Annotated in this window: 20 protein-coding genes; 12 read left to right on the top strand and 8 right to left on the bottom strand. The window is 58.9% G+C overall.

What is annotated here, in order from left to right:
- Nucleotides 1-49: 49 nt before the first annotated feature.
- On the bottom strand, nucleotides 50-883 hold the full coding sequence (locus RHSP_RS23435) for a sugar phosphate isomerase/epimerase family protein (RefSeq protein ID WP_037153965.1): 834 nt from the start codon (nucleotides 881-883) through the stop codon (nucleotides 50-52).
- Between the two features lie 230 nt (nucleotides 884-1,113).
- On the opposite strand from RHSP_RS23435, the gene RHSP_RS23430 reads away from it, so the two are divergent.
- Both RHSP_RS23430 and RHSP_RS23425 read left to right on the top strand, forming a co-directional pair.
- On the top strand, nucleotides 1,114-2,043 hold the full coding sequence (locus tag RHSP_RS23430; RefSeq protein ID WP_037153961.1) for a sugar ABC transporter substrate-binding protein: 930 nt from the start codon (nucleotides 1,114-1,116) through the stop codon (nucleotides 2,041-2,043).
- Nucleotides 2,044-2,239: 196 nt separating this feature from the next.
- Nucleotides 2,240-3,274, top strand: a complete 1,035-nt coding sequence (locus RHSP_RS23425) for a sterol desaturase family protein (RefSeq protein WP_004124134.1) — start codon at nucleotides 2,240-2,242, stop codon at nucleotides 3,272-3,274.
- Between the two features lie 177 nt (nucleotides 3,275-3,451).
- Here RHSP_RS23425 and RHSP_RS23420 read toward each other — a convergent pair whose 3' ends face one another.
- Nucleotides 3,452-4,492 (bottom strand): LacI family DNA-binding transcriptional regulator, encoded by a 1,041-nt coding sequence (locus RHSP_RS23420; RefSeq protein ID WP_004124133.1) that lies wholly within the window; start codon nucleotides 4,490-4,492, stop codon nucleotides 3,452-3,454.
- Between the two features lie 179 nt (nucleotides 4,493-4,671).
- Between RHSP_RS23420 and RHSP_RS23415 the strand changes: the two genes are divergently transcribed.
- The 3 genes from RHSP_RS23415 (at nucleotide 4,672) to RHSP_RS23405 (ending at nucleotide 7,144) form a co-directional block, all read left to right on the top strand.
- A complete protein-coding gene (locus RHSP_RS23415; RefSeq protein ID WP_004124131.1) occupies nucleotides 4,672-4,989 on the top strand; it encodes a MocE family 2Fe-2S type ferredoxin in 318 nt (105 codons plus the stop codon).
- The gene (locus tag RHSP_RS23410) at nucleotides 4,986-6,227 is read left to right on the top strand and encodes an NAD(P)/FAD-dependent oxidoreductase (RefSeq protein WP_004124130.1); all 1,242 of its coding nucleotides are present in this window, start codon (nucleotides 4,986-4,988) and stop codon (nucleotides 6,225-6,227) included. The genes RHSP_RS23415 and RHSP_RS23410 overlap by 4 nt, the downstream gene beginning before the upstream one ends.
- 149 nt (nucleotides 6,228-6,376) lie before the next feature.
- Nucleotides 6,377-7,144, top strand: coding sequence for an SDR family NAD(P)-dependent oxidoreductase (locus RHSP_RS23405; protein ID WP_037153958.1), 768 nt, complete (start codon nucleotides 6,377-6,379; stop codon nucleotides 7,142-7,144).
- 319 nt (nucleotides 7,145-7,463) lie between these two features.
- Here RHSP_RS23405 and RHSP_RS23400 read toward each other — a convergent pair whose 3' ends face one another.
- Nucleotides 7,464-8,060 carry a TetR/AcrR family transcriptional regulator gene (locus tag RHSP_RS23400; protein ID WP_004124128.1) on the bottom strand — a complete coding sequence of 199 codons (597 nt, stop codon included), beginning with the start codon at nucleotides 8,058-8,060 and terminating at the stop codon, nucleotides 7,464-7,466.
- A gap of 115 nt (nucleotides 8,061-8,175) precedes the next feature.
- Between RHSP_RS23400 and RHSP_RS23395 the strand changes: the two genes are divergently transcribed.
- The 6 genes from RHSP_RS23395 (at nucleotide 8,176) to RHSP_RS23370 (ending at nucleotide 14,948) form a co-directional block, all read left to right on the top strand.
- Complete coding sequence (locus RHSP_RS23395; protein ID WP_004124127.1) at nucleotides 8,176-9,048, top strand: metallophosphoesterase; 873 nt, start codon at nucleotides 8,176-8,178, stop codon at nucleotides 9,046-9,048.
- A gap of 17 nt (nucleotides 9,049-9,065) precedes the next feature.
- Nucleotides 9,066-10,373, top strand: coding sequence for an extracellular solute-binding protein (locus RHSP_RS23390; protein WP_004124126.1), 1,308 nt, complete (start codon nucleotides 9,066-9,068; stop codon nucleotides 10,371-10,373).
- Nucleotides 10,374-10,480: 107 nt separating this feature from the next.
- Nucleotides 10,481-11,422 (top strand): carbohydrate ABC transporter permease, encoded by a 942-nt coding sequence (locus RHSP_RS23385; RefSeq protein WP_004124125.1) that lies wholly within the window; start codon nucleotides 10,481-10,483, stop codon nucleotides 11,420-11,422.
- Complete coding sequence (locus RHSP_RS23380; RefSeq protein ID WP_037153954.1) at nucleotides 11,412-12,272, top strand: carbohydrate ABC transporter permease; 861 nt, start codon at nucleotides 11,412-11,414, stop codon at nucleotides 12,270-12,272. Before RHSP_RS23385 ends, RHSP_RS23380 begins: the two co-directional genes overlap by 11 nt.
- Nucleotides 12,272-13,069, top strand: coding sequence for a tyrosine-protein phosphatase (locus tag RHSP_RS23375; RefSeq protein WP_157385412.1), 798 nt, complete (start codon nucleotides 12,272-12,274; stop codon nucleotides 13,067-13,069). Before RHSP_RS23380 ends, RHSP_RS23375 begins: the two co-directional genes overlap by 1 nt.
- Nucleotides 13,070-13,385: 316 nt before the next feature.
- Nucleotides 13,386-14,948 (top strand): glycosyltransferase family 39 protein, encoded by a 1,563-nt coding sequence (locus RHSP_RS23370; RefSeq protein WP_004124121.1) that lies wholly within the window; start codon nucleotides 13,386-13,388, stop codon nucleotides 14,946-14,948.
- A 106-nt stretch (nucleotides 14,949-15,054) separates the two neighbouring features.
- Here the strand turns inward: RHSP_RS23370 and RHSP_RS23365 are convergent, their stop codons facing one another.
- Nucleotides 15,055-15,969, bottom strand: a complete 915-nt coding sequence (locus RHSP_RS23365) for a DMT family transporter (RefSeq protein WP_004124118.1) — start codon at nucleotides 15,967-15,969, stop codon at nucleotides 15,055-15,057.
- A 270-nt stretch (nucleotides 15,970-16,239) separates the two neighbouring features.
- Between RHSP_RS23365 and RHSP_RS23360 the strand changes: the two genes are divergently transcribed.
- Nucleotides 16,240-18,342 carry a putative bifunctional diguanylate cyclase/phosphodiesterase gene (locus tag RHSP_RS23360; RefSeq protein WP_081615351.1) on the top strand — a complete coding sequence of 701 codons (2,103 nt, stop codon included), beginning with the start codon at nucleotides 16,240-16,242 and terminating at the stop codon, nucleotides 18,340-18,342.
- Between the two features lie 32 nt (nucleotides 18,343-18,374).
- On the opposite strand, the gene RHSP_RS23355 is transcribed toward RHSP_RS23360, so the two are convergent.
- The 4 genes from RHSP_RS23355 to RHSP_RS23340 form a co-directional block, all read right to left on the bottom strand.
- A complete protein-coding gene (locus tag RHSP_RS23355; protein WP_004124112.1) occupies nucleotides 18,375-19,460 on the bottom strand; it encodes a lactonase family protein in 1,086 nt (361 codons plus the stop codon).
- A 66-nt stretch (nucleotides 19,461-19,526) separates the two neighbouring features.
- Nucleotides 19,527-20,429: a 5-dehydro-4-deoxyglucarate dehydratase gene (gene kdgD / locus RHSP_RS23350; RefSeq protein WP_004124110.1), complete on the bottom strand. Its 903-nt coding sequence runs from the start codon at nucleotides 20,427-20,429 to the stop codon at nucleotides 19,527-19,529.
- A gap of 47 nt (nucleotides 20,430-20,476) precedes the next feature.
- Entirely contained in the window at nucleotides 20,477-21,442 is a 966-nt protein-coding gene (locus tag RHSP_RS23345; protein ID WP_004124108.1) for a mannonate dehydratase, read from the bottom strand.
- A gap of 64 nt (nucleotides 21,443-21,506) precedes the next feature.
- Nucleotides 21,507-22,223 (bottom strand): FadR/GntR family transcriptional regulator, encoded by a 717-nt coding sequence (locus RHSP_RS23340; protein ID WP_004124106.1) that lies wholly within the window; start codon nucleotides 22,221-22,223, stop codon nucleotides 21,507-21,509.
- Nucleotides 22,224-22,298 lie beyond the last annotated feature (75 nt).

Raw genomic sequence — 22,298 nt, 5'->3', positions numbered from 1 at the left:
AAAATTCCTCCATAATCAATAGGATATCGGCGATATTTCGTTTGATTTATCAGCTTGCGACCTTTGCCCACAGGTCACGTATTTCCTGCCTCATAAGCAGGGATTCCTCCCAGCGGTCGGTGCTGTCTTCACCGTCCCTTCCGGTGATGGCATAGGGCTTCGGTCCCAACTCGCAGGTAAAGGCGAGCGTCGCGTCCTTGTCCGCGCGCTTGCGCCAGCTCCTGAAACCATATTCCCACCAGCCGAGGAAAAGATCGACCCAGGGCCTGTGATGCGGAAAGGAAATCTCGATCTGGACCTGTTCACGCGAGGCGACGCGGCCGTGAAAGGCCCACGAACTATCCAGTATCCGATGAATGAGGGCGTGATTTTCGTCGGATACCGGCCAGGCGAATTCCCGGCCGACCAGGAAATGGGAGATATCGCCCAGCAGCCGCAAGTCCGGCAGCCGATCGAGCAGGTCGAGCGTGAAGAACAGATCCGTCGTCATCCGGTCGCGGTGCGTCTCGATCCAGACGTCGATGCCGGCCTCTTCCGCCAGCCGCTGCCAGCCTTCCAGCAGGGGGATGCAGTCCTCCAGCCGACGCAGCCGCACGTCCGGCTGCAGACAGATGTGATGGACATTGAATTCGGCGGCGACTTCCAGTGCGGGCTTCAGATCGTCGACGGTCTTCGGAAAGCATTGCCCTTCGGCCTGCAGGCCATGCTGCCTGAGCAAGCCTGCAATACGAGCAACGACATTGCGATCGTACCAATGGGTGCTGATGCCATCGAAACCGGCGGCGGCGATCTTTTCGATATTCTCCTCCAGAGAAAGCTCCGGATATCGTGCACTGCGTCGCTCCATGGACCAAAGCGACTGGAATATGAGCAAATTCTGCATGGTGCCTCCCCTACCAGTGCGCTGCTCAGATCATGAATTCGATGTCTTTGCCAGCCAGCGCGATGACGGGTTTTGATCATGGGCGCGTTTCATTGCAAAGCGGATGTATTCGCTTGGCCGAGGTCTGCCGGCGTGATGGTTTTTCATCAAAATACTCTCGGACGCCGGTCGGCTCCATCGGTAACTCTTGCCCAGCGGTCACTTGGGCCGCCGTTTCCTGGGAGGAGAACATGTTGAAGTTTTTGAGTGCAAGCGCGCTCGCGCTGGTGATGTCGTCGCAGGCTTATGCAGCCGATCGGATCGGCGTTTCGATGGGCTATTTGACGACCAATTTCCAAACCCTGATCGCCAATGGCATGCAGGATTACGCCAAGACCAAGGGCCTCGACCTGCAGGTGGTGGACGCCGCCAACGATGTCAACAAGCAGCTCGATCAGGTGCGCAACTTCGCGGCCGGCGGCGTCTCGGCCATTATCGTCGATCCGGTGGATTCGGATGGAACGCCAGCCATGAGCAAGATTGCCGAAGATGCCGGCATTCCACTGATCTACGTCAATATCCAGCCGACCGACCTGTCGACGCTTGGGAAGAAGCAGGCTTTCGTCGGATCGAATGAGACCGAATCCGGTACGCTGCAGACGAAGGAAGTCTGTCGCATGCTCGGCGGTAAAGGCGATGTCGTCGTCATGGTTGGCGACCTCAGCAGCCAGGCGGCACGCCAGAGAACGCAGGACGTGCATGATGTGCTGAAATCGAGCGACTGCAGCGGCATTAAGGTGGTGCGCGAGCAGGTGGGTAACTGGAGCCGCGTCGATGGCGCCGATCTGGTTTCGAACTGGCTGACCTCCGGCCTGACATTCAACGCCGTCATCGCCAACAACGACGAGATGGCGCTGGGCGCTATTTCCGCGATCAAGAATGCCGGCGGCTCGACCGACAAGACGATCGTTGCAGGTATCGATGCGACGCCGGATGCGCTGCAGGCGATGAAATCGGGCGATCTCAAGGTCACCGTATTCCAGGACGCGAAGGCGCAGGGCCGCGGCGCCGTCGATACCGCTGTCAAGGCGATCAAGGGCGAGCAGATCGACCGGGAAGTCTGGATCCCTTTCAAGCTCGTGACGAAGGACAATATGGTCCAGTTCGAGAGACTCAACTGAGAAGACAAGCGCCGGCAATGAGGAGCACGGCTTGCCGGCGCACGGGAAGGAGTGACCTCCGGTCTCTCCTTCCCATCCCCGAGCTCAGCTGGCGCACCTTCCGCCGCCGTGAGCAAATTTCATCAAATCAATGCTGTCGTTTCGAGCCGACGCCGCCGACACTGACCGCATCGTTCCGCAAACTGGGAGGCACATCATGGACGACACGCTCTTCGGCACGCGCGATAAGCGCGGAGACTGGAAACCCAACAAGCTGCTGCAATATCCGCCGGTCTTCATCTGGCCGGCCAAGCCGATCGCGTTCCTGAAATGGTTCTTCGGATACCCGGGCTATCTGATGCCCTGGAACGTGGTCTATGCCGTCGTTGCAACGCTACTGTGGCTCTATGCGACGCCCTCCATGGAGACGATGAAGACGCTAGCGCCGGGCTGGATCGCCTATCTTCTTCTGCGCAATGCCGCTTTGGTCTTCCTGTTCTTCGGCGCCTTCCACCTGCGCCTCTACATGCAGAAGAAGCAGGGCACGAGTTTCAAATACAATAGCAAGTGGCCGTCGAAGGATAACTCCGCCTTCCTCTTCAACAACCAGACCGTCGACAACGTGATCTGGACCTTTGCAAGCGCTGTGCCCTTCTGGACGGCCTTCGAGGTACTGACACTCTGGGCTTTTGCGAACGGCATCATTCCCTATGTCGATTTTGCCGAACACCCGATCTATTGCGCCATCATCATGCTGCTGATCCCGGCATTCCGCGATCTGCATTTCTATCTGGTGCATCGCCTGATCCACTGGCCGCCGCTTTACCATGCGGTCCACAAGCTGCATCACAACAACGTCAATCCCGGCCCGTGGTCCGGCCTCGCCATGCACCCGGTCGAGCATCTTTTGTATTTTTCGGGCGTTCTCATCCATTGGATCGTACCGTCCAATCCGGTGCATGCCCTGTTCCATCTGACGCACACCGCTCTTGCGCCAGCACCGGGCCATGCCGGCTTCGACAAGATCGTGATCGGCGAGAATTCGGGGATCGATACCCATGCTTACGACCACTATCTCCATCACAAGTTCTTCGAGTGCAATTATGCGGACGGCGTCATTCCGCTCGACCAATGGTTCGGCACCTTTCACGACGGCTCGAAGGAGGCCGAGGACCGCATGAACAAGCGCTTCATGGAGCGTGCGAAAAAATATGCCGAGAAACAGGCTCGCCGCTCCGGCACACCGAGCTGAAGCGAACTAAAGGCCGGCCAGATCTTTGCGGCTATTGCAACGATCTCAAGGCCTTGCCGAGTGATCTTCGTGCTCCATATGCATCATTTTGGGTCTCCCCCCGCCACCGGTCCAAGCGGCCGATGATGGCGGGAAATGCCGGAGCCTGCGGCCCTCCTTCCGCGGGCTCCGGATTTGTCACTTACCAGTGATTTGTTGTTGACTGATATTTTCCGCGGTGTAGGTCAGAAACGGCACCGGGTCCTGGCTGACAGGCACGTCAATGATCCCCATTCGCGATAGGATCGTATCCAGCGCACGCCTTGCCTGGGTTTCCGGCGCCTGATCGAGAACGAGCGTCATCAGCCCCGACGATATGAAGCGGCGGGTTTCATCGTTGAGTTCATGCCCTATCCAGACGAACTCCTTTCCTTGCTGTTCCCGAAAGCGCTGAAGGACAGAGCCGACGCCGAGATTGGCGCCGCCGGCATTGTAGACACCGACAAGATCCGGACACCGACGCAGTGCCTGCGTCATCATTTCGGCGGATTTCACGTCGTCATCCAGCCCGAACACGACCTCTGAAAACTGCAGGGCGGTGCTGCCATCGGACCCGAGATAATCGGAGAAGCCGCGAATACGCTCCTTGTGGATCTGATAGGCCCAGCTATGACAGATAGCGACGATGCCTCCCGTCGCGTGCCTAAGCATGCGCGACATGTAGAAGCCGGCGGTTCGGCCCGCGGCATAATTGTCGATCCCCACAAACACGTCGTCCCTGCCGGTGAGGTAGGAGACGATCTGGACGACTTCGATGCCGGCAGCACGCGCCTTTCTCAAGCTTTCCCTGATTTTCGGATGCTCGATGGCCACGACGATCAGGCCATGCCGCCGAATGCTGCTATTGGTGATGTGCGCGGCAAATTTCTCGATGTCGTTCTCTTCGATAAAGGTCCGATGGACCGTGATGGAGCTATCCAACGAGGCGGCGACCCGCTCGAAGGCACGGTTGAGCCTGCTGAAGAACGGCGACTCCGGCCTGACCAGAAGCACCTCGATGCGGATCGTGCCGCGATAAAGGCTCGGGATCAGCCCCTTATAGCCCAGCCGCTTGGCCGCCAGCACCACCTTTTCCGCAGTCTGCGGCCTGACGCTGCCGCGTTCGTTGAGAACGCGCTCCACGGTCGCAAGGCCGACGCCTGCGGCCGCAGCGATATCCACCAGACGTGCCTTCTTCATTCCGCTCCTCCTTGATGAAAAATGATCATAATCGGCGTGGAAAGTGAAGGCCTATCTCGCGCATGCTCGAAACCAGCCGGGAGAGGAAAACGAAGCGCGATCAAAGCGCAACGTCGACTTATTCCCAAGATCAGACGACAGCTTTCGCGCCTTTCGACAGCTGCAATGAGGAGGAAGACATGACGACTTGGGTTGATGCCTGCGCAGCCGATGAAATCGATCAGGAGGATGTCGTCCGCTTCGATCACGCCGGACGAACATTCGCGATCTATCGCAGCCCCGAAGACGAGTATTTTGCGACAGATGGGCTTTGCACCCACGAAAAGATCCATCTGGCCGATGGGCTCGTCATGGACGATACCATCGAGTGTCCAAAGCATAATGGTCGCTTCAGCTACAAGACGGGCGAAGCGCGCGGCGCACCGGTCTGCATCAATCTGAGAACCTATCCGGTCAGAGTGGAAGGCGATCGCGTCATGATCGGTGTCGGAGCATGAGTGGCGAGACTGGCATCATCATCGTCGGCGCCGGCGAATGTGGCGCGCGCGCCGCGCTGAGCCTGAGGGAGAATGGCTACCGGCACTCCATCACCCTCATCGGCGACGAAGCTCATCTTCCCTACGAGCGCCCGCCGCTTTCCAAGCAGGTTCTCCTCGATGAGGCAGAGCCCAAAGCGTCCGCAGTTCTCGACGATGCCGTGCTGGGCGCGCAGGCAATCGGGCATATCGGCGGCGTATCGGCTGATGCAATCGATACATCCGGAAAACGGCTCATCCTCTCGGATGGCCGGACGCTGCCCTACGGCAAACTGCTGTTAACGACGGGCGCAACGCCCAGACGACTGCCGAACGCGCCTGCCAGCGGCCGGATCCTTTATCTGCGGACGATCGACGATGCGCTTGCACTTCGCTCCTTCATTCATGCCGGTATGCATGTGGGTGTGCTCGGCGGCGGCTTCATCGGCCTGGAGGTAGCCGCCTCGGCGCACAGCCGTGGAGCGAGAGTCACGATCATCGAGTCGCAGGAGCGCATTCTCAAGCGCGGCGTGCCAGAACCTGTTGCCGAAACGATCGCAGCCCTGCATCAGCGCAATGGCGTGGCCTTGAAATGCGGTGCGACGGTTCTCGCGATCGAAGCCGACGAGCAGCGGGTCGGCATCTCCCTTTCCGACGGAGATGTGATTTTGGCCGATGTGCTGGTCGTCGGGATCGGCGCGCAGCCGCGTACCGAGCTTGCCGCTCAGGCAGGCATTGCGATCGATAACGGCATCTCCGTCAACGAGTGCATGGAGACCTCGGTCGCGGATATCTATGCCGCCGGCGACTGCTGCTCCTTTCCGCATTCCCTCTATGGCGGGCGCCGGCTGCGTCTCGAAGCCTGGCGCAATGCGCAGGACCAAGGCATTCTTGCCGCGGCCAATCTGATGGGTGCTGCACGCAGCTATGAGGCTATCCCTTATTTCTGGTCCGACCAGTTCGATCATACGCTGCAGATCGCCGGTCTTGTCGATGAGGGACGAACGACCGTTCGCAGAGACCTAGGCGACGACGCTTTCATCCTGTTTCATCTCGACGCAGACCAGCGGTTGGTCGCCGCAAGCGGCGTCGGCCCCGGTAACAAGGTCGCCAAGCACATCAAGCTCAGCGAGATGCTGATCGCCAAACGCGTCATTCCGCCGATCGAAGCGCTGGCAGCCGATGCGAACCTGAAATCCCTGCTGCCGCGAGCCGCGTAACAAGCTCAGGCACGAACGCTGCCAGGGTCGACGCGCGATTATTTCACAACGATGTCGACAAGCTCAAAAATTCAGGAGATCTTCGAAGCGCCAATTTGTGCTGCGCGCCGCCGCCGGCCGTGCCAAGTGGGAAACGCCAAGGAGGAAGAATGACGGACAGGCTCAAGAACAAGATTGCGATCATTTCAGGCGGAGCGACTGGAATGGGCGGGGCCGCCTCGCGCCTGTTTGCGGCCGAAGGTGCGGAGGTCGCGATAATCGACCGAAATGGCGACGCTGCGGCTGAGACTGTAGAGGCGATCCGCAATGCCGGCGGTATCGCCGATCATTGGGTTGCCGACGTTTCGGACGAGGCAGCCGTCAATACGGCGGTCAAAGGCATAGAGGACCGTTTCGGTGCTGCGACCGTGCTCTTCAATCACGCCGGCACGATCGTCATCAAACCGTTTCTCGAAACCACTCTGCAAGATTGGGAATGGTTGCACGCCGTCAACGTGCGCTCGATGTTCCTGATGACCAAGGCCGTCCTGCCTGGGATGATCGCAGCCGGCGGCGGCTCGATCGTTTGCACGTCATCGATCTCGGCGGTTGCAGCAACGCCGATGGAGGTGCTCTACGATACGACGAAGGGTGCGGTTCACATGTTCGCGCGCGCCATCGCCGTCGAATTCCGCGATCGAAACATACGGTGCAACGCCGTTTGCCCGGGCTTCATCCGCACGCCGCACGGCCTGCGCGAGGTCTCCGAGCTGCAAGCGCTCGGCGTCGACGTTTCGGATGCGGCGATCGCCGCGCAGCAGGGCCGCATCGGAGAGCCGGAAGATGTCGCGCGAGCCGCCCTCTACCTCGCCTCCGATGAATCCAGCTTCGTCAACGGCATCCACCTGTTCGTCGATAACGGCTTTACCGCAATCTGACCTGCAAGCCGTCCGGCAATCGGCAAACAGATCGTATCCGGTCCTTCTGAGGCGGGTGCATGGCCTTGCCGGACAGCTGCGCCTGCCGCGGTCGGCTTGTGGTTTAAACAAGATAGCCTGCGTAAGGCTGAAATGTACCTGCATAGAGCGGGCCTTGTGATTGACATCTATAAAGCATATAGATATCAGTTAGTTAAATATTTTATTTAAACTATCGCAATAGCGTTGCGATCGACAAGCGCAACGTTGGGTCATTGCTATCCGCTCAGTAACAACCGCTTAAAGTGGCAACCAAACGATAGTCTTCAACTCAATCACGTCAGGCAGAACTCATCGCCCTTGCGGGTGAGACGGCGATAGCATTCCAGGACATGAGGGCGATTTCATCGCGCTCCCTGTCCGACAGCGGAGCGGGATTGAAGCGGCGCCATTTCAGCGTGTTGCGGATGCCGCCGCCGATATAGCCTGACATGGTCGAGGACGGGAGATCCAGTAGCAGGCCTTCAGCTTTGGCCGTGCTCATCAGGCCAACGGAATACTGTGTCACCTCATCGAAGATCGCATTCAGTTCCTCGCCCGAAATCAGCGGCACGTTGGAGAGATATTCGAACAGGAGCGCGCGCTGGCGATCCTGCCAGATGAAGTCGATATAGTCGTATATGTATCGGATGATCCGCTCGCGCGGCCCGCCCGGATCGGAAGGCGAAGGAATGAGATGCGCCGCGACGGTCGTCGCCAGCCGCGCATAGACCCCGCGAATGAGATCGTCCTTCGATTTGAAGTAATTGTAGATCGAGCCGGTCGCCACCCCGGCGGCATCCGCAATCGCTGCCATGGAACATTGCAGACCGTTTGCAACGATCAGTTTGGCAGCGGCATCGAGAATGCGTTCGCGTCGAGCGGGATCTAGTTCCATTCTGAATGAACCTTCATTCACCTGTCATGTCGCCTGTGTATCGATATGGCGTCAAACAGGCAAGCGTCTTTCAAGACATCCACCGGAAAGCGCACGACGCACAGGAACCGACATCATGACGGCACACACAACCTTTGTTCACCTCACCGATCTGCATGTCTCCGACCCGACTGTAAAGGACGATCACCTCTACTCGGAAACGTCGAAGACGCTGGTCGCCATCCTCTCCGACGTCAAGCGGCTGACGCCACGCCCAAGCTTCATCATCGCAAGCGGCGACCTGACCAATCGCGGCGATGTCGGCTCCTATGAGGAATTGAAGCGCATCATGGGTGAAGCCGACCTCGGCATCCCTGTGCTTTACGCGCTCGGCAATCACGACAAGCGCGCCGGCTTCTACACGGCGATGACCGACCGTACCGAGGACCTCGGCGCTCCCTATGACCACGCTGCCGTGATCGACGGCATCCACATCGTCGTCATGGATTCCAGCCATCCGTTCAAAGTCGGTGGCAGCTTCGAGGCATCGCAATTCGCCTGGCTCGAAGCCGAGCTTGCCAACCATCCCGAACTGCCGAAACTGCTTGTCATGCATCACGCCCCGGCACTCGACGCCAATCCGGATCTCGAGTGGGAATCGCTTGCGATCGCCGACACCGAAAAGCTGCGCGCCGTTCTCGAAGGCCGGAACATCATCGGCATTCTCTCCGGCCACATCCATTTCGACCGTGTCAGCAACTGGTACGGCATCCCGGTGATCGTCGGCATCGGCCAGCATGCGGCCACCGATGTCCTCTATCTGCATGAGGGCCTGCGCATGCTGTCCGGCGCATCCTTCGCAATCGGCACCATACGCCCATCCGGCCTGACGGTTTCCTTCGTGCCCCAGCCTTCCGAACGGCGCGAACTGCATAGCTTCACCTTCGCCGACATGACGGAAATCCTCAAGAAGTACGAAGAGCAGGCGGCGCTTGCCGCTGCCGAATGATCGGGGAGATATTCAAGATGAAACGCAGAATGTTCCTTTGCGCGAGCTTCGCCTTTGCGACGCTCGCATCGGCAGCGCTTGCAGGCCAGGTCCCGGCCAAGGTGGAGACACCGGTTACCATCAACTACTACAACTACAATCTTGCCTCGACCGGCAATGGCGCCGCGGCCACCAAGCGCCTGATCGCCGAATTCGAAGCGGCCAATCCAAATGTCAAGGTCAACGGCGTTGGCGTTCCATCGTCTGATATCAGCACCCGCATCCAGGCCGACGTTGCCGCCGGCCATGGGCCCGACATCGCCCAGATGGTATTCTCCGACCTCGATTTCTTCGTCAACAATCTCGGCGCCGTCGCGCTTGAAGACGTCGTCCCCTCCGCAGAACTTGCAGCTCATTTCGAGGGCATATCGCCGAAAGGCCTGAAGCTCGGCGTCTATAATGGCAAGACCTATGGTCTCGCCTACACTTTCTCCACGCCGGTCCTGTTCTACAATGCCGACCTGTTTCGCAAGGCGGGCCTCAATCCGGACCAGCCGCCGCAGACCTGGTCCGAGATAAAGGTCGCCGCCAAGGCAATCGTCGACAAGACCGGCCAGGATGGCCTTGCCACCGGCATCTTCGGGCCGTCTGCAGGCGACTGGCTGTTTCAGGGGCTGATCCGCTCCAACAATGGTGGAGTGCTCTCTGCCGATCGCAAGACGCTGATCTTTGCCGAACCGGCGGCCGTAGAGGCGGTTTCGATGCTGCACGATCTTTATGCCGCAGGCGTCTACTCCAACCTCGACATCAATGCCGCGATGGACGGAATGGCCGCCGGCACGGTCGGCATGTATCTGCAGACCTCAGCGATCCAGGCCTATCTCGTCAAGGGGGCCACGGGCAATTTCGACTTGCGCGCCACAACCATGCCCCGCTTCGGCGACAAGCCGGTGCGGCCGAACAATTCCGGCAGCGCGCTGGTCATCATGAGCTCCGATCCCCTCAAGCAGCGCGCTGCCTGGGAGCTCATGAAATTCATGACATCGAAGCACGCTTACACGGTCATCACCTCCGAGATCGGCTATCTGCCGCTGCGCACCGACATCGTCAACGATCCGCAATATCTCGGCAACTGGGTCAAGGAGCATCCGCTCGTCCAGCCGAACCTGAAGCAGCTGGAAGCACTGGAGCCCTGGGAATCCTTCCCCGGCCCCAACTATCGTCAGATTGCCAAGGCGATGATGGATGGCGCCGAGCAGGCCGTATTCGGTGGCGGCGATCCCGCCCAGGCAATGAAGACGGCCCAGGACACAGCCCAGGCGCTGATGCCGAAGAGCACCAACTGAGCCGATGACGGCCCCTCCCGCCCGTCGGCGGGAGGGGCTAAGCCAGCCCATGCGATATCTTCGACCCGCGACGGGAGACCAGCAGCGATGGGGCAGACAACCACGCCATGACCACCATAACCGCCTCCACCCCATCGTCGGCCGCCACGATCAAGTCCCATCGGCAGACCCGCCGACGCGGCTATCTGCCATGGCTCTATCTGTCGCCCGCGATCGCGACCTTTGTCCTCTGGATCTACTGGCCGCTGATCGACGCCTTCCGGCTGAGCTTCTACGAATGGAACATGCTGGCGACTTCGCCGGCGACCTTTGTCGGCTGGACCAACTATATCAATATCTTCTCGCTGCCGAAGTTCTGGCAGGCCTTGCGCAATACCGGAATCTATGTCGCCGGCCTGCTTCCCATCGCCGTCCTGCTGCCGCTGGCGATCGCCATCTTCACGGCCGATCTGCCGGCGCGCTCGCGCACCATCTACCGGGCGATGATCTTCGTGCCGATGATCGTTGCCCCTGTCGTCGCCGCGGTGCTGTGGCGCTGGCTGCTCGACCCTGGTCACGGCATGGTGTCCATGACCATTAGGGCAATGGGAATTTTCGCACCACGTTTCCTTCAGGACCCGAAGATCGCCATCTGGACGATCATCGTGCTAACCGGCTGGAAGCTCATCGGTTTTTCGACGCTGATCCTTTCGGCGGCAAACGCGAACATCAATCCCTCCCTGATCGAGGCAGCTCGCGTCGATGGCGCCAGCCGATGGGACATTATCCGTGACATCCGGTTGCCGCTCCTCAGTTCGACCGTCCTGTTTCTAGTGATGATGACCATCCTCCTCGGTGCGCAGTGGAGCTTTTCCTATATCAATGTGCTCACCGGCGGCGGGCCGCTCGGGGCGACGACCAACATCTATTATCTTCTCTGGGATTTTGGCTTCTCCAGCCTTTCGGTCGGCTGGAGTTCGGCGGCCGCCGTCGTCCTCTTCATCGGCTTCAGCGTCCTGGCATATCTACTGTTCCGACTGATCGACAGGTTTTCCTTCTATGACAACTGATGCCCTCACCCGGCCGAACATGCGCAAGCGCCGCAGCCTTGCCCTTGGGATCGAGAAGACCGCCGGCCACGCGATCATGATCGTCCTGTCGTTCTTTTGCCTGTTCCCCGTCTATTGGATGATCATCACATCGCTGCGGCCGGCCAATCGCGTCTTCGAACAAAGCCTTTGGCCGACCGCGGCTTCACTGGACAACTACGCCTATGCGCTCGGCGCGATCCCGATCGGGCGGATGCTGATAAACACATTGATCGTGTCGGCGGTCGTCACCGTTATCCAGCTCCTCACCGGGTTGCTGGCAGCCTATGCTTTCGCACGCTGGCGCTTCCGTGGCGACAGGATCGTTCATATCTTGATCGCGCTGACCTGGCTTGTGCCGCTGCAAGTGGTGATGATCCCGAACTACCTGATTGTCGCCAATCTTGGTCTGCTCGACAGCGTGACCGCCTTGATCCTTCCGCATTTCGCTTCGGCGCTCGCCGTGCTTCTTCTCCTGCAGGCGATGCGCAGCTTTCCCAACGAGGTGCTGGAGGCCGCACGGATGGATGGAGCCGGAAGCTGGCGCACTCTTTGGGAAGTGATCGCACCCAACCTGCGCGGCACGATCGCCTCGCTCGCCATCCTGATCTTCATTTCGACATGGAATGAATATTTCTGGCCGCTTCTTCTCTCCCGCACACCGGAAAACAGCGTGATCCAGATCGGCATTCAGATGTTCATGAGCTCGGAAGGTACACAATGGGGACCGCTCATGGCCGCTTCCACTATGGCCAGCCTGCCGGTTTTCGTCCTCTATATCGTGCTGCAGCGGCAGGTCGTTTCTTCCTTCATGAAATCGGGAATACGCTGATGGACCCCCATGCTATGCGTCACCTGCCCATCAAGGGCACCTACAACCTTCGCGATCTCGGGGGCTACTCCGCCGGCACGACGATCACGCTCTGGCGGCGCACCCTTCGCTCCGACGGGTTGCATCGTCTGGATGAGGAAGGAATGGCAGCCCTGATCGGAGAAGGCGTGAAGGTCGTGATCGACTTGCGCAACGCGACGGAGCTGGCGCATCAGCCCAATCCATTCAGCCTCAACGAGGCAGTGCGCTATCACAATATCTCGCTGTTCGATACGCTGGCACCCACCTACAGACCCGACACGGACGCGCTGCTCGATCTCTACATCCAGGCGCTGCAGGAGCGTCAGGAAGCCATCTGCGCCGTACTGACGCTGATTGCCGAGGCCGGAGACGATGTCGTGCTTTTCCACTGCACGGCAGGCAAGGATCGCACCGGCATCATCGCCGCCCTGCTGCTCGCAAATGCCGGCGTCGACACGCCAAACATTCTCGAAGACTATTCGCTCACCGGCCGCCTGATCGAGCCGTTGATCGACGACATAGTTGCAAGCGCCCTCGCGCGGGGCGCCGACATCGAGAAATTCCGCCCGTTGCTTGCCTGCGATCCCGGGACCATGGCGGCGACGATCGCCTTCATCGAAAGTGAATATCGTTCCGCTGCGGATTATCTCGCCTCGGCCGGCCTTCCGCGTGAGGTTATTGGACGCCTCAGGGAACGGTTTCTTGGGGCGCTCGTCGGCACAGCTCAAAGTTTCGAAAGCCATCCACCAGTGAGCTCTCCCTGCGACAATAATTAAATCGCCGACATCATCGATGCGAAGAATGAGGACGGCCAACCGTTGCCATCTTCGATTTTTCCAACTGCCGCCGAACGATCCGCCACAACTGCGAGATGCTTCTACAGACCTGCAGGGCATCGCTCAGAAGGCAATCATCACGGTTCATATCAAGCCGAAACACAAGGTCACACACAAGAGAGGTGCGGTCGTCTAGAACATAGTTATCCGCCATCTGGGCGAAGTCTTGGTCAGACTGTGACACGGAAAACGTTGCGCAGTAGCGGCATCTATGACATCGCGCGGCTGGCAATATTGATAGGACGGGGAAATCGGGATGAAGCCTCTGGAAAACGTCAACTTTTCCAACACATTTGAAGAGGACGCATCCATCGCCAGCCGTCCGGTATCCGCCGATTTTGGATGGGTGCCATGGGCTCTGGCAGCATACTTCGCAATCCAGGCCGCCATTCGCATCTTGATTTCCGATTCGCTGCGGATCGATGAAGCCCAGCAATTTGTTGTCGGACAATGGCTTGCCTGGGGATATGACGCCCAGCCGCCTCTCTACAACTGGCTTCAATACGGCATCTTCCATATTTTCGGGATGAGCGTCGCATCCTTCGTCATCTTGAAGAACGTCCTACTCTTTCTCGTCTATGCCAGCTACCATAAATTGCTGCGCCTCCTTTTAACTGATGAAAAGCTGGCAGCGGTCGGAACGCTCTCTCTTTTCACGATGCCGCAGATCTTCTGGCAAGCGCAAAGGGACCTCACCCACACAGTGCTGACGCTGCTTGCGGTGGTCATGCTGATCTATTTCGTAGTGACAACCATTCGCCGGCCTAGCCTCATTTCCTACGCGATGATCGGTCTGTGGGCCGGGCTTGGAATGCTGACGAAGTACAACTTCGCTCTCGTGGTAATGAGCGTCTTTGTCGCGGCACTCTGTCATTCCGAGGGGCGCAAGCGCGTTCTCAATATCCGCATCCTGGTGACGCTGGCGATTTCCATCCTGGTCGTGCTGCCGCACGCGATGTGGATGGTCTCCAATATGGATCTGGTCCTGACCACCACGGTCAACACCATGTCGGAACAAGGGGCTGGCGGGAAACTATCCGATATTGCCCACGGAATTGCCGATTTGGTCAAAACGACGGTGGAGATCGTCATCCCGCCAGCCGTGATCTTCTTTCTGGTCTTTCGCAGATCTTTTCTGCAAGCCCTGCGCGTCAGAAGCGAATGGAGCGATTTCATCGGAAGAATACTCGCAAGCACCGCGATCATCCTGGTGGCGCTGATATTCATTGTGACGCTCACCGAGTTTCGCGACCGCTGGCTTCTCCCATTCCTGTTTCTGCTGCCGCTCTATTTCTGTCTGAAGCTCGACGCCGCGGGGAGCTTAAGCCAAGCCGACCTGAAGAAGTTTCTCTATGTGCCCCTCGTCATGATGGTGGCTCTGCCCATCATTATTGCCGGAGACATCCTCCTTGCGCGGTTCTTCCATTCCTATGGGCATTTGAACACGCCCTATGCGACCTTTGTGAACAAGGTCGTTGCGGCAGAAGGAAAGCAGCCCTTGGCCGTCGTGACGACAACATGGCACAAGGCCGGCAATATCCGTATCCACATGCCAAATACGCCCGTGATCTCCACGGAATATTCGGCATCGGACCTAAATCGGCAGGCTATAGGGCAAGGCCCCATCCTGCTCGTCTGGAACGAGCGCAATGGACATCAATCGTCCATGCCTGATGAGCTGAAACAATGGTTTGAAACGAAGTTCGGAAAGGCAATTCCATTGCCGACCCAACAGGATACTGCCCTTCCCTACTATTACGGAAGAGATTCGGACCGCTATCATTTTGGTTATGCGTGGTACTATCCGACCACTGAATAGTGACCGAAAGCGTACTGCTATTTCGTCGTTCATCGGCCGCGGGAAAGAGCCGCAGCGTGCTGGACGCGCAGGCGTTGGACCCAAGGCCTTGGGCGGCACTGCCACTTCAATGCCCATCTCGTGCGACGGCATCCTTGGGGATGCTGCCGGTAAGGTTTTTCCGGTGAAAGATGAATAGGCCGGCAAACACGATGATGATGGATCCGACGATGATCTGAGCATCCGGGATATCACCGAAGAACAGGAAACCGAGCGCGATAGCCCAGATCAGCAGCGTATATTGCAGCGGGGCAAGCAAGGACGCAGGCGCAAGCTTCAGCGAGCGGGTGATCAGCATATGGGCGGTCCCCGCGACGACGCCAAGCGCCAGCATGGCCACCAGATCCAGCACGGATGGCGAACGCCAGTTGCCGATGCTCAGCACCAAGCCTGTGAGGAGAGCACCGACGGTTTGCCACGCCACGAGTGTCGCATCGTTGGTCTGCCGCAGCCGTCGGGCAAGGACCAGCGTCATCGAAAAAGCCAGGCTGCCTGCCAGGCCGAAAATCGACGGCCAGGAAAGCATTGCCGCCGAGGGCCTGAGCGCGATTATCACGCCGACAAAGCCGACGAAAACGGCCAGCCAGCGCCGCCAGCCAATCCTCTCTCCGAGGAAAAAATGCGAGATCGCAGCGACGTAGATGGGGCCGGCCATATAGAAGGTCATCACATCGGCAAGGGGTAGATAGGCGACCGCGGCATAAAACAAGCCGACATCGGCCGTCGTCAATACGACCCGCAGAATCTGCAATGGCGGCTGCTCGATCCGAAAAAGTGCGTCACGCCCTTGCCGTGCGATCATAGGCGTGAGGATGATGAGGGAGCCGAGCGAGCGTATTACCAGAATCTGTCCGACGGAGAAGCTTGCGACCAGCCATTTGGCCATCGCATCGTTCAATGCGAACATGAAATCGCCCAGAAACATCAGAGCCACGCCGAGGAGCACGAGATTGCCATTCATACCGGCTTTGCGAAGATTCATGATATTTCCTCTGCTGAATGCCTGTTCTGCTCCACCGGGCTTTAGCCGGTTTTACCTCTGCGCTGCAAGGCACAGTTGCGTAAGGGAGGACTTGTGGTCAGCCGTGGTCGCTACGGCCGCAGCCGCATCACTGCGCAAATCGATACGGGACCCCGAATTGTCACAGCGCAGCTTTAACTCTTTGTTTATGATGACCAAATTGGAGCGCGTCTTTTCACTGTTGCATAACTGGTTCCCGCTATTGTCCGCTGGACAAGTGAGAGAACACTGATGACGCAGCAACCGGGTAAACCGCCGAAATCGGCAAGCGTAGATCCGAACGGTGATGACGGGCGTCTCCGTGAAAAGTTCCAATTGCTTCAGGCCCAATATCTGTCGCTGACCGAGCGATATGAATGGCTCGAGGCGATGATCAACTACGTTCCGGATTTTATCTACGCCAAAGACAGAAACAGCCGTTTCCTCTTTGCCAATCGGGCTATCGTCGCCAACAATGGCTTCACCCATGTCGAGGAGCTGATCGGCCTCACGGACGCGGAAATTCATCCGGTGGCCGACGCCAGGAAAATTGACGAGGTCGAGCAACGCGTCATGGAGACAGGCGAGCCTGATCTCGGTGTCGAAGAAAGGCGCCTGAAAGGCGAAGGATGGCTGATGATGTCCCGCGTTCCCTTGCGGGACCGAAGCGGCAATATCATCGGCGTGGTGGGTGCGTCGCGTGATATCTCCGCCCGCAAGCGCGCCGAAGAGCTGATGAGCGCGCAGACCAAGCTCCTCCAGGATGTAGCCAGAGGGGTCGAGCTCTGGTCGTTTCTGAAGGATGCCCGGCTGCTGCTCGAGCGGCTGCTCGGTGAAAGGCACATCCATTTCCTGATCGGTGAAGCGCACGCAGCGACTTTCACCGGTGAAGCCGTTGAATTCCCCATCTTTTCTCGGGATGGAGGCAGGCACGGGGCTCTGGTGATCGAAAAGGCCGATGGCGACGAAACCAGCCTCATGGAATTCCTCGCAGGCGTGGCTCAAACGGTGGGAATTGCCATCGATCGGCACCACGATATCGCCCATATCGCCTTTCTCGCCGAGCACGATGCTCTCACCGGCCTGCCTAACCGAACGCTGCTCGACCGCAAGCTCGTGGATCTCCTGGCGAGCGCCTCGCAGGAGCAAAAAAGCGTGGCGGTCGCCTTCGTCGATCTGGATAATTTCAAGCTGGTCAACGACAGTCTCGGGCATGCCGCCGGTGATGAATTGCTGAAAGTGGTCGCGCAGCGAATATCGACGTGCATCGGAAAAAGCGGCGTCGTATCGCGGATCGGCGGCGATGAATTCATCATCGTGCTGGAGGAGAACATCGAACCGGTCTGCGACAGGTTGCACGCTGTTCGAGAAGCCATCTCAGAACCTTTGGCGCTCGACGGCGTCGATATTCGGGTTACATGCAGCATCGGCGTTGCCTGCTCCGCCGAACACGGCGACACGGCTTCCGAGCTCTTCGCCAATGCCGACATGGCGCTCTATCGCGCCAAGGAGTCGGGCCGCAACAGCATTCAGCTATTTACCCCAGCCATGGGCGAAGAGGCCCGCAACAAGCTGATCCGTATCGAAGAATTGCGGCGCGCGGTGGAACGAGACGAGTTCGTGCTCCATTACCAGCCACAAAAGGACATCCGCAGCGGCAAAGTCATCAGTGTCGAAGCCCTGGTTCGATGGCAACATCCCCTCGAAGGCTTGCTGCTCCCAGGGGCATTCATTCCCTTGGCCGAGGAAACAGGGCTTATCGTTCCGATCGGCGATATCGTTCTGCGCAAAGCCTGCGAGCAGGCCCGCGCCTGGCAGGACCGAGGCCTTCCTGAACTACGCATGGCGGTGAATGTATCGGCCCGACAGTTTCTCGAGAACTCCTTGACGAGCCAGGTGGCCTCTGCCCTGCAGTCTGCCGGCCTTGATCCCCGATGGCTCGAACTCGAACTGACGGAGAGCTTGATCATGCGTGACGTCGAAGGCGCCATTGAACGTATGCATGAGTTGACGCAACTCGGCGTCAGCCTGGCGATCGATGATTTCGGCACGGGATATTCAAGCCTGAGCACGCTTCGGCGCTTTCCGCTTTCCCGACTGAAGATCGACCGATCGTTTATTGCCGATATTCCCAGCAAACCGGGCGACATGGCCATCACCTCCGCGATCGTATCGCTTGGACGAACTCTCGAGCTGGAGGTCGTTGCCGAAGGAGTGGAGACCGAGGAGCAGGTTCATTTCCTCACCGGCGCCGGATGCGAGATGTTTCAAGGCTTTCTCTTTGCCAGACCCCTTCCCCCTCATGAAGTCGAGGATCTTATCGTCAGGATGGCTGAACAGGCGGACAATGGCTGATGACACTCATCGGGCAATGCCTAGCAATTGTCTCAGGCAAAGGTCACGATTTCGATCCAGTTCGCACCTGCGCTGACCGGATACCTGCCGACGATCGAGAGTTCGCCATCGGCCTCGCCGATGGAATAGACCGACAGCCGGTCGGACTTTTCGCCGGACGCAATCAGGAACCGGCCGGACGGATCGATCCGAATGCCGCGGGGCTGCCGCTCCGTCGGATAGTTGGCGACATAGACCGGCGTTCCGTCGTGTCCATTGAGGCGAAAAAGCGCGATCGTGCTCGTGGTTCGTTCGGTCGTATAAAGAAACCTGCCGTTTGGCGTGATGCCGATATCGGCGGCCCAAATCTTCGGCCTGCCGTCTTCGGCCGGGGCCGACGGCACAACGCCAGGAGAGAGCCCCGCCTTATCGGGAACGGATGCCACGCTCTGGACCTCGGTCAGTGTTCCCCGCGCCGAATCCAAGGCGTAGTGAATGACGTGACCGGTTAATTCGGTGAGAACATAGAGATATCGATTGTCCGGCGACGGAACGATATGGCGCGGGCCGAAGCCCGGCCCCGTCGCAACCTGTGGCGGATCGTTCGCTTCCAGCATGCCGGTCTCGGGGTTTAAAACAAACTGCAGCACGGCATCGGAACCGAGATTGGTCGCAAAGACGAATTTGCCGCTCCGATCACTGACGATCGAATGGGCGTTGCGACCGGTCGAAACCAACTGCCGCGCGCCCTCTGTAACCAAGCCGTCCTTGCCGATCGGCGACACCGCGACACAATTGCCGCCATAGGACGCCGCAAGAAGCAATCTGCCTGACGGGTCGACGGAGATGTAAGCCATGCTGTCGGGCAGAGGAGCGGCGGCTTTTTGCGCCAGGTTGCCGGTTGCCGGGTCTATTGCCAGGGTCAGCACCCGGTAGGGCTGCGAGCGGATCGTGGCATACAGATGCTTCTGGTCCGGTGCGACCGCCATCGGCATGACGGTTGGGCCAGCTTCGACGCTCGAAACCCGGGTGAGCGCACCCGTCGCCTCATCCATCGCGTATGTGTCGATCATCCCTGCCGTTGCAGCTGAGACATAGACGAATGTCCGGGTAGACGCATTGTAGGAAGCCTGATTCATATAACACCTCCCCCGGCCGTTGCCGGCCATTCAGCCACATCGGTGATGCGAAGTTTCTAGCAAATATCAGCCGGCTGCGGCGACGATCTTCTCCAGCACAGCCATTTCGTCCGCCGTCAAATCGGTGAGAGGCGGCCGTACCGGTCCCGGATCCCCGCCAAGAACGCGCAGGCCCGCTTTGATGATCGAAACTGCATAGCCTTTCCTGCGATTGCGCAGACTGACCAGCGGGAAGAAGAAGCTCTCGAGGATCGAATCCACAGTTGCCTGATCTCCAGCCCGCAGGGCCGCGTAAAAGCGTTGCGCCAGCGCCGGAACGAAGTTGAAGACGGCTGACGAATAGGTCGTCACACCCGCGGCGAAATAGGCCTGAGCATAGACTTCATGGGTTGGCATGCCGCCGACATAGACCAGACGATCCTTGAGTGTCGTGGTTATTTCGATGACCTTGTCGACCTCGCCGACGCCATCCTTATAGCCGATGAGATTGGGGCATTCATCGGCTAGCCGCGCCAGGCTCTCGGCCGTGAGTACAGCATTATCGCGGTTATAGACAATGACGCCGATGCCGACAGCCTTGCAAACTGCCTTCACATGAGCGATCAAACCGGCCTGCTCAGCAAACATAAGATAGGGCGGCAGCAGCAGCAGGCCGTCGGCGCCGGCGTTTTCCGCAGCTTTGGCGATTTCGATTGCAAGCGAAGTGCCGTAGCCGGTTCCAGAGACGATCGGCGTCCTGCCGGCCGCAGCCTTGGCGGCGCGAACCACCTGTGGGATTTCCGAAGGGCTGAGAGAGAAGAACTCGCCCGTGCCGCCGGCAGCAAACAGTGCCGCCGCGCCGTAACCGGCAAGCCATTCGACATGATCGCGATACTTCGCCTCGTCGAATGTCAATTCCTGATTGAAATGCGTGACTGGAAAGGACAGCAGCCCACTGCCGACAGCCTTCTTCAGTTCATTCGGGTTCATGGAGAAATCCTCTTTTCGACGAATGGGATCATCTTTGCTCAGGCCTGTCAGAGCGCTTGCAAAAGAGCGGCGATATAGCCGTAGCAAAAAGCGAAGGCGACGCCGCTTGGATCCCGGCCGCTGATGGTCGGGACGTGATCGGGCATCAGCATGTATCGGTAGCCGACCTCCTTGTAGATCCGGATGGAGCGGACCATGTCCATGTCGCCCTCATCCGGGAAGGTCTCCATGAAAGACAGCTTGCCGCCCCGGATGTTGCGGAAGTGGACGTTGAAGATTTTGCCGCGCATGCCGAACCAACGGATAATGTCGTCGATCTCCTCTCGCGGATTGTCGAGCATTTCACCGATCGAGCCCTGGCAGAAATTCAGCCCGTGATAGGGGCTTTCGCGCATGAGCACGAATTTCTTCAGGCCCTCCACGGAGCCCAGCACACGCGTCACGCCGCGATATCCGGGTGGCGTATAGGGATCGTGCGGGTGGCAGGCCAGGCGGATGCGATTGCTTTCGGCCACCGGAACGACACGCTTAAGGAAATAGTCGATCCGCTCCCAGTTTTCGTCTTCCGACAAAACGCCGGCAAGGCCGGGTGCGGCTGCCCGGTCGGCCTTTTCCCAGCGGAAGCTAGCATTCATCGAGCCACCCCGTCCGGGCTCGTCCGGCGTGCGGGGAATTCCGATGAGATTGAGATTGTATTTCACGGCGGGGATGCCAGCAGCCGCAGCATTCTCGATCAACTGGCAGACCGCGTCTATTTGCCGATCGCGATCTGGGCCGGCAAGCAGGATATCGGGATAGGAGGCTTTCTCGACGGGCTGTGAGGGCAAGGGAAGCTGGATCATGTCCAGGTTCAACCCGAAGCCCTCGATCTTGTCGCGATGGCGCTTAAGATCAGACAGCGTCCAGCTCTCCGGCTTTCCCGGAGGGTCGGCGCAGATGTGCTTTATCCCTAGTTGCGCGAAGACCCGATAGTCATCGTCGTCGCGCGCCTCGACCTGCGTTCCCACATACACCCGCTGCATCTCCCGTGGAACTCATATCATATGACATAATATGACTAGCAATGGGAGTCGAGCCTTATTGCGGCTGCTGATCCGCCAATTGCCGATAGCGGCGCTGGCTCGCAATCATATGGGCCCGCATCGCCTGACGGGCACGATCCGGATCCTGCTCGGCGATTGCCGCGAGGATTTCCGTATGTTCGGCGTGAACTTTTTCCAGATAGGCGCGATCATTGGCTTCCGGCAATGTCGGGAATTGGCCGCGCGGGATGGTGCGCGCGCCGAAATGCCTGAGCACGTCGACGTAAAAGCGATTGTTGGTGGCGATCGCAACAGCGAGATGGAACTCGTAATCCGCTTCGACGGTCGAAAGGCCTTGCTCGATGAACGCCGCCATCTTGCGGTTCGCTGCGGCGATCGCCGCTTCTTGTTCCGCGGTCCGGCGATAGGCCGCAATCGCCGCCGCCTCACCCTCGGCGGCCATGCGAAATTCCAACAATTCCAGCGTTTCGGGAATGCTCTTGATCTCAACCGGGGTCAATACCAACCCGGGTCGCGCCGTTATCTCGGAAACGAATACCCCCTTGCCCTGGACTGGCTTGACGAGGCCGGCCGCACGCAGATCGGCGATCGCCTCGCGCACGACCGTGCGGCTAACGCCGAATGTCGCCTCCAGTTGCGGCTCCGTCGGAAGCTGAGCGCCAGCTTGAAGCTTGCCAGTTTCGATCTGCAGACGCAGCTGATCGATGACCTTTTGCGCCAACCTCTGCCGGCCCCGGCCGTTTGTCGTCATTTCCCGCTCCATCCGACTGCCGCAAGCCTATCCGGACAGCATTCGGTTACCCAGCATCTCGTCAACTCATAATAT

Origin of the sequence: Rhizobium freirei PRF 81, assembly GCF_000359745.1 — a bacterium.
In the GTDB taxonomy this organism is placed as follows: domain Bacteria; phylum Pseudomonadota; class Alphaproteobacteria; order Rhizobiales; family Rhizobiaceae; genus Rhizobium; species Rhizobium freirei.
Note: the sequence above shows the minus strand (reverse complement) of the source record. Positions and strands in the feature narration are given on the sequence as shown.

What these genes read in the sequence shown, in the direction of transcription:
- RHSP_RS23435 (WP_037153965.1), bottom strand. Translation starts at nt 883, where the DNA reads ATGCAGAATTTGCTCATATTCCAGTCGCTTTGGTCCATGGAGCGACGC.
- RHSP_RS23430 (WP_037153961.1), top strand. Translation starts at nt 1,114, where the DNA reads ATGTTGAAGTTTTTGAGTGCAAGCGCGCTCGCGCTGGTGATGTCGTCG.
- RHSP_RS23425 (WP_004124134.1), top strand. Translation starts at nt 2,240, where the DNA reads ATGGACGACACGCTCTTCGGCACGCGCGATAAGCGCGGAGACTGGAAA.
- RHSP_RS23420 (WP_004124133.1), bottom strand. Translation starts at nt 4,492, where the DNA reads ATGAAGAAGGCACGTCTGGTGGATATCGCTGCGGCCGCAGGCGTCGGC.
- RHSP_RS23415 (WP_004124131.1), top strand. Translation starts at nt 4,672, where the DNA reads ATGACGACTTGGGTTGATGCCTGCGCAGCCGATGAAATCGATCAGGAG.
- RHSP_RS23410 (WP_004124130.1), top strand. Translation starts at nt 4,986, where the DNA reads ATGAGTGGCGAGACTGGCATCATCATCGTCGGCGCCGGCGAATGTGGC.
- RHSP_RS23405 (WP_037153958.1), top strand. Translation starts at nt 6,377, where the DNA reads ATGACGGACAGGCTCAAGAACAAGATTGCGATCATTTCAGGCGGAGCG.
- RHSP_RS23400 (WP_004124128.1), bottom strand. Translation starts at nt 8,060, where the DNA reads ATGGAACTAGATCCCGCTCGACGCGAACGCATTCTCGATGCCGCTGCC.
- RHSP_RS23395 (WP_004124127.1), top strand. Translation starts at nt 8,176, where the DNA reads ATGACGGCACACACAACCTTTGTTCACCTCACCGATCTGCATGTCTCC.
- RHSP_RS23390 (WP_004124126.1), top strand. Translation starts at nt 9,066, where the DNA reads ATGAAACGCAGAATGTTCCTTTGCGCGAGCTTCGCCTTTGCGACGCTC.
- RHSP_RS23385 (WP_004124125.1), top strand. Translation starts at nt 10,481, where the DNA reads ATGACCACCATAACCGCCTCCACCCCATCGTCGGCCGCCACGATCAAG.
- RHSP_RS23380 (WP_037153954.1), top strand. Translation starts at nt 11,412, where the DNA reads ATGACAACTGATGCCCTCACCCGGCCGAACATGCGCAAGCGCCGCAGC.
- RHSP_RS23375 (WP_157385412.1), top strand. Translation starts at nt 12,272, where the DNA reads ATGGACCCCCATGCTATGCGTCACCTGCCCATCAAGGGCACCTACAAC.
- RHSP_RS23370 (WP_004124121.1), top strand. Translation starts at nt 13,386, where the DNA reads ATGAAGCCTCTGGAAAACGTCAACTTTTCCAACACATTTGAAGAGGAC.
- RHSP_RS23365 (WP_004124118.1), bottom strand. Translation starts at nt 15,969, where the DNA reads ATGAATCTTCGCAAAGCCGGTATGAATGGCAATCTCGTGCTCCTCGGC.
- RHSP_RS23360 (WP_081615351.1), top strand. Translation starts at nt 16,240, where the DNA reads ATGACGCAGCAACCGGGTAAACCGCCGAAATCGGCAAGCGTAGATCCG.
- RHSP_RS23355 (WP_004124112.1), bottom strand. Translation starts at nt 19,460, where the DNA reads ATGAATCAGGCTTCCTACAATGCGTCTACCCGGACATTCGTCTATGTC.
- kdgD (WP_004124110.1), bottom strand. Translation starts at nt 20,429, where the DNA reads ATGAACCCGAATGAACTGAAGAAGGCTGTCGGCAGTGGGCTGCTGTCC.
- RHSP_RS23340 (WP_004124106.1), bottom strand. Translation starts at nt 22,223, where the DNA reads ATGACGACAAACGGCCGGGGCCGGCAGAGGTTGGCGCAAAAGGTCATC.